Annotated in this window: 17 protein-coding genes; 7 read left to right on the top strand and 10 right to left on the bottom strand. The window is 70.6% G+C overall.

Annotation, left to right across the window (positions count from 1 at the left end; all coding sequences use genetic code 11):
* Positions 1 to 27: 27 nt before the first annotated feature.
* The 4 genes from infB to rimP all read right to left on the bottom strand — a co-directional run bounded on the left by infB (position 28) and on the right by rimP (position 5,185).
* Positions 28 to 3,243, bottom strand: coding sequence for a translation initiation factor IF-2 (gene infB, locus AW270_RS32585; protein ID WP_061299968.1), 3,216 nt, complete (start codon positions 3,241 to 3,243; stop codon positions 28 to 30).
* Positions 3,244 to 3,385: 142 nt separating this feature from the next.
* Positions 3,386 to 3,688 carry a YlxR family protein gene (locus tag AW270_RS32580; protein WP_082802002.1) on the bottom strand — a complete coding sequence of 101 codons (303 nt, stop codon included), beginning with the start codon at positions 3,686 to 3,688 and terminating at the stop codon, positions 3,386 to 3,388.
* Positions 3,672 to 4,661 (bottom strand): transcription termination factor NusA, encoded by a 990-nt coding sequence (gene nusA / locus AW270_RS32575; RefSeq protein ID WP_218009399.1) that lies wholly within the window; start codon positions 4,659 to 4,661, stop codon positions 3,672 to 3,674. The genes AW270_RS32580 and nusA overlap by 17 nt, the downstream gene beginning before the upstream one ends.
* A gap of 23 nt (positions 4,662 to 4,684) precedes the next feature.
* Positions 4,685 to 5,185, bottom strand: a complete 501-nt coding sequence (gene rimP, locus AW270_RS32570) for a ribosome maturation factor RimP (protein WP_061299965.1) — start codon at positions 5,183 to 5,185, stop codon at positions 4,685 to 4,687.
* 262 nt (positions 5,186 to 5,447) lie between these two features.
* Between rimP and AW270_RS41580 the strand changes: the two genes are divergently transcribed.
* From AW270_RS41580 to AW270_RS38150, 3 genes are all read left to right on the top strand, one after another.
* Positions 5,448 to 5,909, top strand: coding sequence for a hypothetical protein (locus AW270_RS41580; RefSeq protein ID WP_061299964.1), 462 nt, complete (start codon positions 5,448 to 5,450; stop codon positions 5,907 to 5,909).
* Entirely contained in the window at positions 5,906 to 6,433 is a 528-nt protein-coding gene (locus AW270_RS41575; RefSeq protein ID WP_063819418.1) for a ferritin-like domain-containing protein, read from the top strand. Before AW270_RS41580 ends, AW270_RS41575 begins: the two co-directional genes overlap by 4 nt.
* Before the next feature lie 76 nt (positions 6,434 to 6,509).
* Complete coding sequence (locus AW270_RS38150) at positions 6,510 to 6,695, top strand: DUF4236 domain-containing protein (protein ID WP_082802000.1); 186 nt, start codon at positions 6,510 to 6,512, stop codon at positions 6,693 to 6,695.
* A gap of 255 nt (positions 6,696 to 6,950) precedes the next feature.
* On the opposite strand, the gene AW270_RS32555 is transcribed toward AW270_RS38150, so the two are convergent.
* The 3 genes from AW270_RS32555 to AW270_RS32545 are packed head-to-tail and all read right to left on the bottom strand — an operon-like array spanning position 6,951 to position 9,876.
* A complete protein-coding gene (locus AW270_RS32555; protein WP_174549908.1) occupies positions 6,951 to 8,690 on the bottom strand; it encodes a proline--tRNA ligase in 1,740 nt (579 codons plus the stop codon).
* Positions 8,691 to 8,737: 47 nt separating this feature from the next.
* A complete protein-coding gene (locus AW270_RS32550; protein ID WP_061299963.1) occupies positions 8,738 to 9,394 on the bottom strand; it encodes a hypothetical protein in 657 nt (218 codons plus the stop codon).
* A 59-nt stretch (positions 9,395 to 9,453) separates the two neighbouring features.
* Positions 9,454 to 9,876, bottom strand: coding sequence for a hypothetical protein (locus AW270_RS32545; protein WP_245674973.1), 423 nt, complete (start codon positions 9,874 to 9,876; stop codon positions 9,454 to 9,456).
* Positions 9,877 to 10,073: 197 nt separating this feature from the next.
* Here AW270_RS32545 and AW270_RS32540 point away from each other — a divergent pair, with 197 nt between their 5' ends.
* The 4 genes from AW270_RS32540 (at position 10,074) to AW270_RS32525 (ending at position 13,427) form a co-directional block, all read left to right on the top strand.
* Positions 10,074 to 11,366, top strand: a complete 1,293-nt coding sequence (locus tag AW270_RS32540) for an FAD-dependent oxidoreductase (RefSeq protein ID WP_082802010.1) — start codon at positions 10,074 to 10,076, stop codon at positions 11,364 to 11,366.
* A gap of 9 nt (positions 11,367 to 11,375) precedes the next feature.
* Positions 11,376 to 12,509, top strand: a complete 1,134-nt coding sequence (locus tag AW270_RS32535) for a DUF6986 family protein (RefSeq protein WP_061299962.1) — start codon at positions 11,376 to 11,378, stop codon at positions 12,507 to 12,509.
* A gap of 82 nt (positions 12,510 to 12,591) precedes the next feature.
* Complete coding sequence (locus tag AW270_RS32530) at positions 12,592 to 13,032, top strand: Hsp20/alpha crystallin family protein (RefSeq protein WP_061299961.1); 441 nt, start codon at positions 12,592 to 12,594, stop codon at positions 13,030 to 13,032.
* A 17-nt stretch (positions 13,033 to 13,049) separates the two neighbouring features.
* A complete protein-coding gene (locus AW270_RS32525; protein WP_245674972.1) occupies positions 13,050 to 13,427 on the top strand; it encodes a MerR family transcriptional regulator in 378 nt (125 codons plus the stop codon).
* Here AW270_RS32525 and AW270_RS32520 read toward each other — a convergent pair.
* From AW270_RS32520 to AW270_RS32510, 3 genes are all read right to left on the bottom strand, one after another.
* Positions 13,413 to 14,090, bottom strand: a complete 678-nt coding sequence (locus tag AW270_RS32520) for a copper homeostasis protein CutC (RefSeq protein ID WP_061299960.1) — start codon at positions 14,088 to 14,090, stop codon at positions 13,413 to 13,415. The two genes, AW270_RS32525 and AW270_RS32520, sit on opposite strands and share 15 nt — an antisense overlap.
* A 32-nt stretch (positions 14,091 to 14,122) precedes the next feature.
* Positions 14,123 to 14,719 carry a GNAT family N-acetyltransferase gene (locus AW270_RS32515; RefSeq protein WP_063819417.1) on the bottom strand — a complete coding sequence of 199 codons (597 nt, stop codon included), beginning with the start codon at positions 14,717 to 14,719 and terminating at the stop codon, positions 14,123 to 14,125.
* Between the two features lie 270 nt (positions 14,720 to 14,989).
* The gene (locus AW270_RS32510) at positions 14,990 to 15,745 is read right to left on the bottom strand and encodes a GntR family transcriptional regulator (protein WP_061299959.1); all 756 of its coding nucleotides are present in this window, start codon (positions 15,743 to 15,745) and stop codon (positions 14,990 to 14,992) included.
* Between the last annotated feature and the right edge of the window lie 483 nt (positions 15,746 to 16,228).

The raw sequence follows: 16,228 nt of genomic DNA, 5'->3' as shown, positions 1-16,228 counted from the left end.
GAGGCGGGGGACCGGGTCGATCAGCCCTTAGTCGCGGGGCTTCTCCCGCATCTCGAACGTCTCGATGACGTCGTCGATCTTGATGTCGTTGTACCCGACACCGATACCGCACTCGAAGCCCTCGCGGACCTCGGTCGCGTCGTCCTTGAACCGGCGCAGCGACGAGACGGTGAGGTTGTCGGCGATGACGACACCCTCGCGGATGATCCGCGCCTTGCTGTTGCGGGTGATGACACCCGAACGGACCAGCGTGCCGGCGATGTTGCCGATCTTCGGAACCTTGAAGACCTCGCGGACTTCGGCGGTGCCGGTCTGGATCTCCTCGAACTCGGGCTTGAGCATGCCCTTGAGGGCCGCCTCGATCTCCTCGATCGCCTGGTAGATGACCGAGTAGTAGCGGATGTCGACGCCCTCGCGCTCGGCGAGGTCGCGCGCCCGGACTTCCGGTCGCACGTTGAAGCCGATGATGACCGCGTTGTCGTCGGCGATCGCCAGGTTGACGTCGTACTCCGTGATCGCACCGACGGCGCGGTGCAGCACGCGGAGGTTGACCTCCTCGCCCACATCGATCTTGAGCAGCGCGTCTTCCAGTGCTTCCACCGAACCGGACACGTCGCCCTTGATGATGAGCTTGAGCTCGTCGATCTTGCCCTTCTCGTAGTCGCTGAACAGCTCCTCGAGCGTACGGCGGCGACCGGCCTTGGCCATCTCCGCGATGCGCTGACGAGCCGCCCGCTCCTGGGCGATCTGGCGGGCCATCCGGTCGTCGGAGACGACCAGGAAGTTGTCACCCGCGCGGGGCACGGCCGTGAGGCCGAGCACCCGGACCGGACGCGACGGGTCGGCGACCTCGACCGGCTGCATGTTGTCGTCGAGCATCGCCCGGACGCGGCCGAAGGCCTCGCCACAGACGATCGACTCGCCGACCCGCAGGGTGCCGCGCTGGACCAGCACGGTCGCCACCGGGCCGCGGCCCTTGTCGAGGTGGGCTTCGATCGCCAGGCCCTGGGCGTCCATGTCGGGGTTGGCGCGAAGGTCGAGCTCCGCGTCAGCCGTCAGCAGGATCGCCTCGAGCAGGTTGTCGATGCCGGTGCCCTGCTTGGCCGAGATGTCGACGAACAGGGTCGAGCCACCGAACTCCTCGGCCACCAGGCCGTATTCGGTCAGCTGGGCACGGACCTTGGTCGGGTCTGCGCCCTCCTTGTCGACCTTGTTCACCGCCACCACGATCGGCACGTCGGCCGCCTGCGCGTGGTTGAGAGCCTCGATCGTCTGGGGCTTCACACCGTCGTCGGCCGCGACCACCAGCACCGCGATGTCGGTGGCCTGGGCGCCACGGGCACGCATGGCGGTGAACGCCTCGTGACCCGGGGTGTCGATGAAGGTGACCTTGCGGTCCTGGCCCTCGTGCTGCGCGTGGACCTGGTAGGCACCGATGTGCTGGGTGATGCCGCCGGCCTCGCGCGCCACCACGTTGGTGTTGCGGATGGCGTCGAGGAGCTTGGTCTTACCGTGGTCGACGTGACCCATGACGGTCACGACCGGCGGACGCGGCGCGAGGTCGGCCTCGTCGCCCTCGTCCTCACCGAACTCGATCTTGAAGGACTCGAGCAGCTCACGGTCCTCCTCCTCGGGGGAGACGACCTGGACGACGTAGTCCAGCTCGGCGCCGAGGAGCTGCAACGTCTCCTCGTTCACCGACTGGGTCGCGGTCACCATCTCACCGAGGTGGAGCATGATCTGGACCAGCGCCGCCGGGTTCGCGCCGATGCGGTCGGCGAAGTCGGACAGCGAGGCGCCGCGCGGGAGACGGATCGTCTGACCGCCGCCACGGGGAGCCTGCACGCCGCCGATCGCCGGCGCCGACATGTTGTCGAACTCCTGGCGCCTCTGGCGCTTGGACTTGCGGCCACGCGTCGGACGGCCACCGGGACGCCCGAAGGCACCCGCCGTGCCGCCGCCACGACCACGGCCACCGGGACCGGGACGGCCGCCGAAGCCACCGCCGCCACCACCGGGACCGCCGCCACCGGGACGACCGCCGCCACCGCCACCGGCGGCACCGGCGCGCGGGGCGAACCCGCCACCGCCACCGGGACGACCGCCGCCGCCACCGCCACCCGGACGGCCACCGCCGCCGCCCCCACCGGGACGACCGCCGCCACCGCCGGGACCACGGCCACCGCCGCCGGGACCGCCACCGGGACCGGAAGGCCGGCCCTGCGGCATCATCGACGGGTTCGGCCGGGGGCCACCCGGACGAGGACCACCGGCGCCCGCCGGCGGACGCGGGCCACCCGCACCGGGCGCACCGCCCGGACGAGGACCGGCGCCGGGACCGGGACGAGGACCACCGGCACCCGCCGGACCCGGACGGGGACCGCCCGGACGCGGGCCGCCGCCCTCACGGCGCGGCTCGCGGGGCCCGCGGTCGCCGCGGTCCTCGCGAGGACCGCGGTCGGGCCGGTCTCCCCGGTGCTCGCCCCGGTCGGGACGGTCACCGGCGGGCCGGTCACCACGGTCGGGACGGTCGCCGGGACGGGCGGGCCGCTGGCCCATGCCGCTGGCGTTGGAAGAGAACGGGTTGTTGCCCGGACGCGGGCCGCGCGGACCCGGCTTGGGCGCGTTGGACCCACCCGGACGCGGCGAACCGCCACCGGCCGCGGGACCGCCCGCCGGACGCGGGCCGGGAGCCGGACGGGGACCGGGCTTGGGACCCGGACCCGGACGCGGCGAACCGCCTGCAGGCGCCGACGGGCCGCTCGGCGCGGACGGACCGGCCTGCGGAGCCGCCGCGGGAGGGTTGGAAGCCGCCGCCGGACGGGGCGCCTCGGGGCGCGGAGCCGGAGCGGGCGCAGCCGCCGGGCGCGGGGCGGACTCGCTCTGGGGAGCGGGCTGCTGCGGCGCCGGATGCGGCATCGGAACCGGTCGCGGCGCGGGCCGCGGACCGGGCTTGGGAATCGGCCGGTTGCCGAAATCCGTGGGTGTCGCGGGCGCCGAAGCGCCATTGCCGGCCTGGTCGTTGCCGACCGGCCGGGGTGCCGGCCGTGGGGCCGGACGGGGGGACTTGCCCCCCTTGGAGTCGCCCTTACCGAACGCCTCCGTCAGTTTGCGGACAACCGGCGCCTCAATCGTTGAGGATGCCGATCGAACGAACTCGCCCATTTCGGTGAGCTTGGCCATGACGACCTTGCTCTCTACCCCGAACTCCTTGGCGAGCTCGTAAACCCGGACCTTCGCCACTGCACTCCCTAACTCGGCCCGGGAGGCTGTGCCGCCGGACCGTCGCTACCTGGACGTACTCATTGCCGCGTGCTCATCAGGCGCTCATAGCAATCTGACTCCGCCCATCAACTCGGCTTCTTACAAAACAGTTGGTAACCATTCACCCGTCGCCTTCCGTCGTCAAGTCCTCCAGGTAGGCCCGCAAGCGCGTCTGATCGAGCGTTCCCTCCGCGCGGAAAGCGCGGGTGAACGCCCGGCGACGATCTGCGAGCTGCAGGCAGGGCAGGGAGGGGTGCAGGGAAGCACCGCGTCCCGGAAGCCGTTTCTGCAGGTCAGGGATGATCACATCCCCGGCCACCACCAGTCGGAGTAGCTCGGACTTGGCCGTGCGAACCCGGCAGCCCACGCACGTTCTCAGCGGGGCGGCCTGGCCACCATATTCCAGCTTACCTTGCCGACGCATCAGCGGGATCGGCCGGTGCCTCATGAGTATCCGGCTTGATGTCGATGCGCCACCCGGTCAGCCGTGCGGCCAGCCGGGCGTTCTGTCCCTCTTTGCCGATCGCCAGTGACAGCTGGTAGTCGGGGACCGTCACCCGGGCGACCCGGCCGTCGGCGTCGACCACCTCGACACGGGAAACCCGTGCGGGCGACAGCGCATTCCCGACGAAGTCGGCCGGTTCCTCGGACCAGTCGATGATGTCGATCTTCTCGCCGTGGAGCTCGGTCATCACGTTGCGCACCCGGGAGCCCATGGGGCCGATGCAGGCGCCCTTGGCGTTGACGCCGGGCTTGCGGGAGCGGACCGCGATCTTGGTGCGGTGGCCGGCCTCGCGGGCGATGGCGGCGATCTCGACCGTCCCGTCGGCGATCTCCGGGACCTCCAGCGCGAACAGCTTCTTCACCAGGTTCGGGTGGGTGCGGCTCAGCGTCACCGAAGGGCCCTTGTTGCCCTTCTTGACCTGGACCACGTAGCAGCGGATGCGCTCCCCGTGGACGTAGTCCTCCCCGGGGACCTGCTCGTTGTGCGGCAGGATGGCCTCGATCTTGCCGAGGTCGACCAGCACGACGCGCGGATCCTTGCCCTGCTGGATGACGCCCGCCACCAGCTCGCCCTCGCGGCTCGCGAACTCGCCGAAGTTGATCTCGTCCTCGGCGTCGCGCAGCTGCTGCAGGATGACCTGCTTGGCGGTGGTCGCGGCGATGCGGCTGAAGTTGCCCGGGGTGTCGTCGTACTCCCGGAGCACCTCGCCGTCGTCGCCGATCTCGGCGGCCAGGATCGAGACGTGGCCCGAGACCCGGTCGAGCTCGGCGCGGGCCTTCTGGGCCGCCCCCTCCGTGCGGAAGTAGGCGATCAGCAGCGCGTCTTCGATGGCCTTCACGACCAGGTCGAACGAGATGTCCTTCTCCCGTTCGAGGCTGCGCAGGACGCTCATGTCAATGTCCACAAGGCTTCCCCTCAGCCCTCATCGCCGTCTGCGATGTCATCTTCATCTTCGTCCTCGTCGTCCAGATGGCGGAACTCCACCTGGACCTTGCCCTTTGCCAGATCCGCGTACGCGAAACGGCCGGCGGTCTCGATCTGCACACCTTCGTCGTCGGCCTCGGTGATCCGGCCCTCGACCTCGGTGCCGTCGGTCAGCGCCGCCTTCACCAGCCTGCCTCGCGCGCGGCGCCAGTGGCGCGGCTCGGTCAGCGGGCGGTCGACACCCGGGGAGGTGACCTCCAGCACGTAAGGGCTGTTGCCGAGCGCGTCGCTGGTGTCGAGCCTCTCGGAGACCGATCGGCTGACTTCTGAGACGTCGTCGAGGCTGATGCCGCCGTCACGGTCGACGACCACGCGCACCAGCCGGCGTTTGCCGGCGGGGGTGACCGTCACGTCTTCGAGATCGAGGCCTTCGGCCTCGACGACCGGGGCGAGCAGCGCCACGAGGCGGTCGCGTCGGGCGGATTCGCCCATGGTGACCTCCTTACCAATGGCCATCGGGGGCGTACCTCGCCCAACGTGCCCACAGCCTATCGACAGACCGGGACCGCTCGCCGCGCCGCGTGAACGCGGACACGGCCCTCCCGGCCCCGCCCGCTCCCGGCCCGGGCCGGGACGTGCCGCCGCGACCCGCTTCGTGCGGCGCTCTGAGCACGGGCCGCCCGTGTGGCGTGGCCTGGTGAGGTCTGGAGCGCTCTACCATGGGCGGGTGCCTGTGGGAGAGTCCGGTCTGAACATGTCCCGGCGTGCCCTGCTGGGTGCCGGGGCCGGTCTGGTGCTGGCGGGATGCGCGAAGGGCCAGGAGTCCGCGTCGCCGCCTCCTTCGCCCTCCCCCGATCCGCAGGCGGTGCTGCTCGCCGGGCTCATCGCCGGCAAGGAGAAGCTCGTCACGCTCTACCAGCAGGCCGCGCTGTCCGACGCGAAGCTGGCGCCCGCGCTGCAGCCGTTCCAGCAGCGCCACCTGGCCCATCTGGCGGCGCTGCGCCGCCACCTTCCCAAGCCCGGCTCCCCCGCCGCGACCCCGACCCCCGTGGTCGATCCGGAGGTGACCGTGGAAGCGCTCAAGGAGGCCGAGCGGGCCGCCGCGGCGTCCCGGCCCGGCCAGGCGCTCGCCGCCGTGCCCGTCGTGGCCCAGCTCGTCGCGAGCATCGGGGCCTGCGAGGCCGTCCACGCCCAGGCTCTCGGACGGTTCAAGTGACCGCGCTGGCGAAGGCGCTGGCCGCCGAGCACGCCGCCGTCTACGCCTACGGCGTCATCGGGGCCAAGACCAGCGGCGCCCTGCGGGTCCGGGCGACGACGGGGTTCGACGCCCACCGGGCGCGCCGCGACCAGCTCCGCGCGCTGATGCGCCGCCGGGGCGAGACCCCGGCCGAGCCGGGCAGCTACCAGCTTCCCTTCGCCGTGAACACGGCCGCCCAAGCGGCCCGGCTGGCCGCCTACATCGAGGAGCGGGTCTGCGCGGCCTACGTGGAGCTCAGCGCCGACACCGACCCGGGGCTGCGGCGGCTGGCCGTGCTGGCGACCCAGGAGTGCGCGGTACGCGGCTTCGGCTGGCAGCCCGAGATCGTCGCCTTCCCCGGCCTGCCCGGCCAGGTGAAGACGCCTGCCAGCCCGGCGGCCTCCGTGCCCCCGGCTGCGCCTCCCGCGTCCGGGGAGCCCGTCCCGCCGGAGCTCTCGTCATCGTCGGCGCCGTCGGTGCTTCCGGCCCCGGCGGACAGCTGAACCTCCGCCGTCCTGACGACCTCGCGAGGCTGACGACTCCCGTTTATTCCCGATTTTTCGGGTAGTTCAGATCGTCATGAGTTGGGGCTTCCGTAAAACGATCAAGATCGGTCCGTTCCGGATCAACTTCTCGCGCGGTGGAGTCGGCCACAGCGTCGGCAAGGGCGGCGTGCGGTACACCAAGCGCGCCGACGGTGGAAAGCAGGTCAGCGTCGATTTGCCAGGTGGCTTCTCCTGGCGTCGCTCACTGAAGCGCCGCTAGGGCGGATAGCTCCCCCTCCTCTCGCGGGAGGGGGCTGGAGCGGGCGGTTCGTCACACTCCCCCCGTGGTGACGAACCGCCCCTCTGTGTCTAACTGCCGCGCCTCCGGCGCGGCGGGCGTGGCCGCCTTCAGTCCGCGCCTTCCCTCGTCGCTCCGGTTCGCTTCGCTCTCCTGCGCTCCTCAGTCCAGGCGCGGACGCGGCCACGCCGTCACCTGGTCACCTCAACGACTGGCGTGTCTGGCCCTCTGAACCGCTCAGGCGCAGGCCTCCAAAACCTTCTCCACCGCTTCGGACAGGGGGATCTCGGCGCGGTCGCCCGATGCTCGGTCGCGGAGTTCTACGACGCCGTTGGCCAGGCCGCGGCCGATGATCAGGACGGTGGGGAGGCCGAGGAGTTCGCTGTCCTTGAACTTGACGCCCGGGGAGACCTGGGCGCGGTCGTCGAGGAGGACGCGCAGGCCCTTGGCCTCCAGTTCCTCGGCGATCTGGGTGGCGATCTCGATCTGGTTCTCCTTGCCGGTGCCGACGATGTGCACGTCGGCGGGGGCCACCTCGCGGGGCCAGGCCAGGCCCAGGGCGTCGTGGCGCTGCTCGGCCATGACGGCCACGGCACGGGAGACCCCTACGCCGTAGGAGCCCATGGTGATCCGGATCGGCTTGCCGTCGGGGCCGAGGGCGTCGAGGCCGGCGGCGTCGGCGTATTTGCGGCCGAGCTGGAAGATGTGGCCGATCTCGATGCCGCGGTCGATCGACAGGTCGCTGCCGCAGACCGGGCAGGAGTCGCCGGCCCGGATCTCGGCGGCCTCGATCGTGCCGTCGGCGACGAAGTCGCGGCCCGCGACGACGTGGGCGGCGTGCCTGCCGGGCTCGTTGGCGCCGGTGACCCACTCGCTGCCGTCGACGACGCGGGGGTCGACGAGGTAGCGGATGCCGAGCTCCTTGAGGACCTGCGGGCCGATGTAGCCGCGGACGAGGCCGGGGTGCCGGGCGAAGTCGCCCGCCTCGAAGATGGCCGGCTCCCCGGGGGCCAGCGCGGCCTCCAGGCGCTTGAAGTCGACCTCGCGGTCGCCGGGCACGCCGATGACCAGGGTCTCGGCCTCCTTCGCGCCGGGCGTGACGACCTTGACGACCACGTTCTTGAGGGTGTCGGCGGCGGTGATGTCGAGGCCGTGGTGCTCGTTCATGTAGGAGACGAGCGTGTCGATCGTGGGGGTGTCGGGGGTGTCGAGGACCTTGAGTGCCTCGCGCTCGCCGGTGAACGCGGCGGGGGCCGGGGTCGTCACGGCCTCGGCGTTGGCGGCGTAGCCGCAGGTGCGGCAGGCGACGAAGGTGTCCTCGCCGGTGGGGGCGGGGGCGAGGAACTCCTCGGAGGCCGAGCCGCCCATGGCGCCGGAGGTGGCGAAGCAGATCTTCACGTCGATGCCGAGCCGCTCGAAGATGCGGATGTAGGCGGCGCGGTGGTTCTCGTAGCTGCGCTTGAGGCCCTCGTCGTCGAGGTCGAAGGAGTAGGAGTCCTTCATCACGAACTCGCGGCCGCGCAGGATGCCGGCGCGGGGACGGGCCTCGTCGCGGTATTTGGTCTGGATCTGGTAGAGCGTGACCGGATAGTCCTTGTAGGAGGAGTATTCGCCCTTCACCATGTCGGTGAACATCTCCTCGTGGGTGGGCCCGAGGAGGTAGTCGTTGCCCTTGCGGTCCTTCAGCCGGAACAGCGTGTCGCCGTATTCGGTCCAGCGGCCGGTGGCCTCGTAGAAGTCGCGGGGCAGCAGGGCGGGGAAGAGCACCTCCTGGCCGCCCATGGCGTTCATCTCCTCGCGGACGACCTTGGCGACGTTCTCCAGGACGATCTTGCCCAGGGGCAGCCAGGAGTAGATGCCGGGCGCGACGCGGCGGACGTAACCGGCTCTGACCAGGAGCTTGTGGCTCGGGACTTCGGCGTCCGCCGGATCCTCACGCAGGGTGCGCAGGAACAGGGTCGACATCCGCAGAAGCACGGCCACTCCTTGGTTGGGCTGGTGTAGTCGTCAAAGGCTACCGAGAATTACAGAGCCTGCAGCACCAACCCGTACCCGACGCTGTAGGCGAGTCCGACCACGGCGCCGAAGATCCGGTCGCCGATGCGGCGGCGGAACAGCAGCAGGAACCCCGCCCACAGCAGCGCCGAGGCGCTGAGCGCGTAGGGCCACTCCTCCGTCATGGCCATCAGTTCCTCGGCGGTCATCGAGAGCAGCACGCCCGCGGTGAGGCCGTAGCAGACCCCGCCGAGGCGGTCGCACCGCGTCGCGCCGTAGCCCAGCGGGCCGAGCAGGGCGATGACGGCCAGGCCCACGACCAGGCCGCCGGGCGCGGAGCCGAGCCCGCCCAGGGGAACCTCGTGGTGGATCGCCGAGTCGGCGGTGATCTGGCCGACCAGGGCTCCGAACGCGGCCATGGAGCTGTTCAGCAGCGACCAGCCGAATCCGGCCGCGCCGGCACCGACGATCACGGCCAGCACCATGATCAGGTAGGGATCGTAGACGGCCATGAGCCAGAAGGGCGCGCTGCTCGACAGGCCCGCGCCCACGAAGCCCACCACGAGGCCGCCGATCAGCGCCACCAGCAGATACCACTGGCTGCGCCGGTCGCGCCGGTCGAGTGCGATGAACTCCTGTTCCGGTCCTAGCGGGCTGTGCTTGCGACTACTGAAAGCCCAGACCATCGATTCCCCCGAGCGATGTCCGCCTACAGCACTTTCAGTCTATAAGCGGACAAAGATGATCACCCGCCCAGGAGTTCCTCCCACGGCTGGCGCGACCCCGCGCGGCGTGCCGGGTCGAGCGCCTCCGACAGGCGCCACACCCCCGGCCGGGTCCGCATGCGCTCCAGCCCGAGCGGGTCGATGGCCCGCAGGTCGAAGCTGACGCCCATCACGTCGAGACGGGCGCAGAGGGGGGTGACGGGGGCCAGCGGGCCGACCAGCGGGCCGGGGAAGCCTGGCTCGCGGACCCGCTCGATGAGCAGGTCGGCGACCTCGGTGGCGTAGGGGCCCTCGCGCCACTCGATCTCCCAGCCGTCGGTCCCGGGCCACCAGCCCAGGTCGCGGCAGGTCTCCATCATCTCGGGCTCGGTCGCGAAGGCCGCCATCACGCGGCCGAAGGCCTCGTAGCGCCGGGCGCCGATCTCGTCGCGGTGGAATCTCATGTCCGGGAGGGTTTCATCTCCCGTGCGGTCAGCACCCGCATTTTCGCCGGTGCGCCGTCGTCGTTTCCCCGCTCCGCCCACGAGGTCCAACTGTGATCGCGGAACAGATGTGGCGCAACCCCCAATATCGCACTGGCTACCGGGCCCCGGATGGGTAAAGAATCCAAGGAGCGGACGGAGTCCGGAGGAGGCGTGTGGTGGCGTTGCGCGTGGCTGTGGTGGGCTCCGGCCCGGCCGGGATCTACACGGCGGAAGCTCTGACCAAGCAGGCTCCCGGTCCCGTGGAGGTCGACGTCCTGGAGCGCCTGCCCACGCCCTACGGCCTGGTCCGCTACGGGGTCGCGCCCGACCACACCTCGATCAAGTCGATCGCCTCCTACCTGCGCCGGGTCCTGGAGGCACCGGGGGTGCGGTTCCTCGGCGGGGTCGAGCTCGGTCTCGACTTCTCCGCCGACGACCTGCTGACCTGCTACGACGCGGTGGTCTACTGCACCGGCGCGATGGTCGACCGGAAGCTGGGCGTGCCGGGTGAGGATCTTCCCGGGAGCGTGGCGGCCACCGACTTCGTGAACTGGTACTGCGGCCATCCCGACGCCCCCGCGTTCACCCTCGACGCCGAGGACGTCGTGGTGATCGGGGTCGGCAACGTCGCGGTCGACGTGGTCCGGATCCTGGCCAAGACCGCCGACGAGCTGCGCTCGACCGACGTGCCCCACGACGTGCTGACCACGCTGGCCGCCTCGAAGGTCAAGCGGGTCCACATGGTCGGCCGCCGGGGCGCCCAGCACGCCAAGTTCACCCTCAAGGAGCTGCGCGAGCTCGGCGACCTGCTCAACGCGGACATCCTGACCTTCCCGCACGAGGTGGCCTGCGAAGACCTGACCGAGCTGACCCGGCAGACCAGGGGCAACCTCGACGTGCTCCAGTCGTGGTCGGCGCGGGCGCCGGAGAACCGGCCGCGCCGGCTGGAGGTCCGCTTCTGGCTGCGTCCCGTGGAGATCATGGGGGTCTCCCACGTCGAGGGTGTGCGTCTGGAGCGCACCCGCCTCGACGGCGGGCGCGTCGTGGGGACGGGCGAGTTCGAGACGATCCCGGCCGACATGGTGCTCCGCTCGGTCGGCTACCAGAGCGTGGCCCTGCCCGGCGTGCCGTTCTCCGAGGAGACCATGACCGTGCCCAACGTGGCCGGGAAGGTCCGCGACCGCGAGTTCGTGGCCGGGTGGCTGAAGCGCGGCCCGACCGGGGTGATCGGCACCAACAAGTCCGACGCGGCCGAGACCGTCCGCACGCTCCTGGCGACCGTGACCGGGTCGCCGAAGGGCAGGCGCCTCGACGACCTGCTGCTGGAGCGGGGCGTGCGGCCGGTGACCTATCCCGACTGGCTGGCGATCGAGCAGGCCGAGGAGAAACTGGCCCGCACCCTCGACCGGGGCGAGCGGGTCAAGCTGGTGGGCCGGGCGGCCATGCTGGAGGCGATCGGCCGGGGTTAGGGTCGGTTCGTGGAGATCAACGTCGCGGGTTTCGAGAGCGTCCACCGGATCCAGCAGGCCCGTTTCCCGGCGCGGGAGATCGCCTGGCAGCCGATCCACACCGTCTATGTCCCGGCCAATCTTCTGACCTCCACCACGGTCGCCGACTGGGGCGCCGAGGCGGCCGGGCTGCTCGACCTGGTCACCAGGGAGGAGTTCGCCGAGCTCTTCGGCGGCGACGTCTACGACCGGGTGGCCGGGACGCTGGCCCGTGAGCCCGTCCAGGATCTGCGGGTCGACTTCGAAGACGGCTACACGGGCGCCGACGAGGACGCCGACATGGTGAGGGCGGCCGAGGCGGTCGCGGCCATGCCGGCGCTGCCCCGCCGCTGGGGCCTGCGGGTCAAGTCGTTCGCCGACGGCGACCCCGCCCGGTCGCTCCGGACCCTGCACGGCTTCCTCTCGACAATCATCGAGCGCAGGGGCGGCCTCCCCGAGGGCTTCGTGATCACCTTTCCGAAGGTCTTGATGGAGTCCTACCTCGGGATGTTCGCCCGCTCGCTGGCCGAGCTGGAGCGCGACCTGGGCCTGCCGCCGCTGAGCTTCGAGATGCAGGTCGAGGCGCCGCAGACCGTGCTGTTCCTCCAGCGCTCCCCCGACCTGGTGGCGGGCCTGCGCGGACGGCTGAAAGCGGCCCACTTCGGCGTCTTCGACTACACCGCCGCCTGCGGCCTGCCGCCCCACGAGCAGCGCCTCGACCACCCGGCCTGCGACCACGCCCGCCACGTCATGCAGACGGTGCTGCTCCCGGAGGGGATCGAGCTCTCCGACGGGTCGCTGGCCGCCGCGCCCGCCTCGGCGTCCAAGGAAGACGTGGTGGCCCTGTGGCGGCGGCACGCCGAGACGGTCCGCCACTCGCTGGCCCACGGCTTCTACCAGGGCTGGGACATGCACCCCTCCCACCTGGTCAGCCGCTACGCCGTCGTCTACGCCTTCCATCTGGCGACCTACGCCCAATACCGGGCCCGGGTCGACGCCTGGCGGGCGAAGCGCCAGGAGGGGGGCGTCCTCGACGAGCCCGCCACGGTGAAGACGCTGGTCGCCGCGCTGCGCCGAGCGGATTTCGCGCTGGGAGTTGACAACCCGTCCGCAGGAAACCTATAAATTGAGTTGCAGGTTATCTCTTCGACAGGAGACAGGTTGACGGGCGCCGCACCGGCTCCCGGATCTTCGGAGGTGATGCACGATGTTGCTGACGTCGATCGACCCGTTCGTGCAGGAGTTCGAGCGGCAGTTCACTCAGCTGACCCGGCAGTTCACGAAGGACGACCCGACCGCGATCATGCCGATGGACGGCATCCGCCGCGCCGACGACGTCGTCCTGCGCTTCGACCTTCCCGGCATCGACCCGGGCTCGGTCGAGGTCACCGTCGACCGGGGAGTGCTGACCGTCTCGGCCAGCCGCGCGGAGGAGTTCGGCGAAGGTGAGCGCGCGTTCGTGCGGGAGCGCGTGATGGGCACCTTCACCCGGCGGGTCTACCTCTCCGAGCACCTCGACGCGGAGGCCATCGAGGCCGCCTACGACAACGGCGTCCTGGCCGTGCGCATCCCGGTTCTGGAGAAGGCCAAGCCCCGTAAGATCGCCATCCACACCAGCGGCGACGGCAGCAAGGCCATCCGGAACTGAAGACAGCAGGGGGGCGGATGAGCGGCACCGTGCCGTCGGGCGAGGAGTTCGCGGGAGGCTTCCCGGCCGGCCTGTCGGCGATGGACGACGAGTTCGCCCCCATGTTCAGCATGGGCCAGGTGTCCTCGATGCTGGAGGTGCAGCAGGCGTTCCTGCGCCGCATCGACCAGCAGCAGGTCGTCTCGCCCCAGCGCTCGGCCGGCGGCCAGCGCCGCTACAGCCGCCACGACATCGGCCAGATCCGGCAGGTCGTCGTCATGATGGGCGAGGGCATGACCCTGGCGGCGATCCGCCGGATCATCGAACTGGAACTGGAGATCGCCGCCCTGCGCCGCGAGCGCGACGAGCTCCGCGCCCGCCTGCGGCGGCTGGGCCTCGACTCAGGCGTCGAGTAGCGCCCGCCAGCGGGCCACCCGCCGGGGGTCGACGGCCGACAGCCACGACTCGCGGGCCGCGCTGCCGATGTGGAAGGCCTTGACCCCGTAGTCGAGCAGCACCGGCACGTGGTCGAACGACAGCCCGCCTCCGGCCATGATCAGCGCGGCGTCGCCGGCCTCGGCGCGGGTGCGCAGCACCGGCAGGCCCTCGCCCACCCCGCGCGGCGACCCCGAGGTCAGGATCGTGGCCAGGTTGGGCAGCAGCCGCACCGCCCGCCAGCTCGCCTGGACGTCGGCCGCGTGGTCGACCGCGCGGTGGAACGTCCAGGGCAGCGGCGCGGCCGCGTGGATCAGCGCCTCGGTGGCCACCAGGTCGACGGCGCCCTCGCCGGTGAGGAAGCCGAAGACGAACCCGGCCGCCCCGGCCTCGGCCATCTCGCGCACCTGGGCGCGCAGCCGGGCCAGTTCCTCGTCGTCCGCGGTGTAACCGGCGTCGAGCCGGACCATCACCATCTGCGGCAACGTGCACTTCTCGGCGATCGCGGCGACCGTCTCCGCCGGTGGGGTGAGCCCACCGGCGGACATGTCGGCCACGACCTCCAGGCGATCCGCGCCGCCTTCCTCCGCGGCCACGGCGTCGCGCACGTCGAGCGCGATGACTTCAAGCAATGGTCCGGTCATGGGGGAACAGTAGCGGGTCGGGAGGCGCCTTCTCAGAGGGACGTCAGCACCTTGCCCGCCGACGTCAGATCGCGCACCCTGACGTCCGTCCGGCCGCCCCGCAGACCCGCCGGACGCTCGAACAGCGCCCCCGACGCGCGGTGCGGGAGATCGACCGTGCGGACGTGACGGAAGCGCTGCCCCAGGTAGTAGCCCTGGAGGCGGGCGTTCTCCTTGGAGCAGTCGAGCCGCACGTGCCGCCGCCCGGCCGCCACGGCCCGCAGGCCGGCCCAGTCGAGCATGACCTCCCCCAGTCCCTGGCCCGAACGGCCGCGGGCGACCGCCAGCTTGTGGACATAGAAAGCGGTTTCCGGACGGTCGGAGGCTGTCCAGAACTCCGGGTCGGCGTGGTCGTCGAGGGCCATCACGGCGGCCGTTCCGTCACCGTCGGTCAGGACGTAGAGGACTCCTTCGTCGATGAGGGGTTCGATCCGCGCCGCCGGGAAACCGCCGGTCGGCCACTGCCGGACCCCGAGGCCGTTGAGCCACCGGGCCGTCTCCGCGAGAAGAGTGAGCACGTCGGACAGGTCGCTGCCGCTCGCCCGCCGAAGCACAAGTTCTGCGGAGAGGTTGAGGGTGTCGATGCGCATGGGGGATCCCTTCGTTGCTGCGGGTTTACCTGTGATTACTGAGAGTGACCAATTAGGTGCGCACGGCATCCGTCGCCTCTACAGCGCGACCTGATTGGACGAAAGGGAGGGCTAACTGCCCGTGATTACCGGCCTCGCGCGAGAAGGCAGGCCTGGTACCTGCGGTGGCGGCGTTTCCCGCACAGGCTGGCGCCACCCCGGGCGCGGCCCGGGGGGCGCTCGCGGCGCGACCACAGGTGAGGCGGTCCTAGAAGGACGGCCTGAGTTCGGTCAATGGCGTTCCAGCTCGTACCTGATCAGATGCTTGTCGGCGGGGAGAACCGACACGGCGACCCGGACGGGCAGTTCCTCGAGGTCGTACCCAACTCGGACATACACGACAACTGGTGTACCGGGTTCGAGCTGCAGGCGCGACGATTCATCTGGAGTCGGCATACGTGCCGAAATATCGTCGACAAAGCGGACCTGGGGGTGGCCGAGCTCCTCCAGGACCCGATTGGCCCCCCGGGTGATGTTCCCGGGGCGCACGATCTCGGAGTCGGCGACCAGCCTGAGGGGATAGAAGGAGTCGTTCGTGTTGTACGGCTGACCGTCCACGTAACGCAGGCGGCGGCGCACCACGGTGAGGGCGTCGTCCTCGACCATCGCGAGGCGGGTGGCGACGTCATGGGGCGGCTGGACGATCTGCACTTCTATGTTCTGCTCGGCCACGCGCCCCTCGGAGGTGACGGCGTGCACGAACGCGTCGAAGCGCGGCAGGTCGCCGCCCAGGGGTAACAGCTCGTCCTGAGGACGCATGAGCAGAGGGCGGCGCTCGCGCACGAAGGTGCCACGCCGGCGCATGCGGAGGATGAGGCCCTCGTTCTCCAGCTCGCCCAGGGCCAGCCGGACCGTGTTCCGGCTGACCTGGTGGCCGTCCATGAGCTCGGTCTCGGTGGGGATCTGATCACCCGGACGGAACTCGCCCGAGTAGATGGCCCGGCGAAGTTCGGCGGCCACCTGCTGGTAGAGCGACGATCGTGCCATCTTTCCTCAATCCACCCTTTTGTGCCAACAAATCTAGACGATCTCGGTCTAACTTGGAACAACCACTTGACCCCACGGCGCGAGCGCCGCATTATCCAAACGTTGGTACAAATCCATCCAATGGGGGTGGGCCGGTGTTGGCGGTCCGTGCGGGTAGGCCTTACCTGCCCTGGCGCGATCCCTGTGAGGCGACGCGACTCCTGAGGTACGCGCTGCATCGTCAGGGCTTCACCCACACCTACCAGAGCAACGCAAATGGCATGTCCGTTCTGTCGGTATCGGCCGATCTGACCGTCTGGTGCAAGCACGGGTCCTTCGTCTGGAATGAGGATGGTCGCGAGATGACACATCCCTCCGACGACCCGGTGGGCGCGGCCCGGTTGATCCAGCGCCACTACCGAGCACCGCTCGACGAAGACGACGGTGCCCCAATGACTCCGCGCGATTAGCGGCGCCTACGACCCCATCCCTCGCCGGGGTCGT

The sequence above is a fragment of the Herbidospora cretacea genome (genome assembly GCF_001570605.1).
GTDB lineage: Bacteria > Actinomycetota > Actinomycetes > Streptosporangiales > Streptosporangiaceae > Herbidospora > Herbidospora cretacea.
The sequence above is the reverse complement of the archived record's forward strand: the minus strand, read 5'-3'. Positions and strand labels throughout refer to the sequence as shown.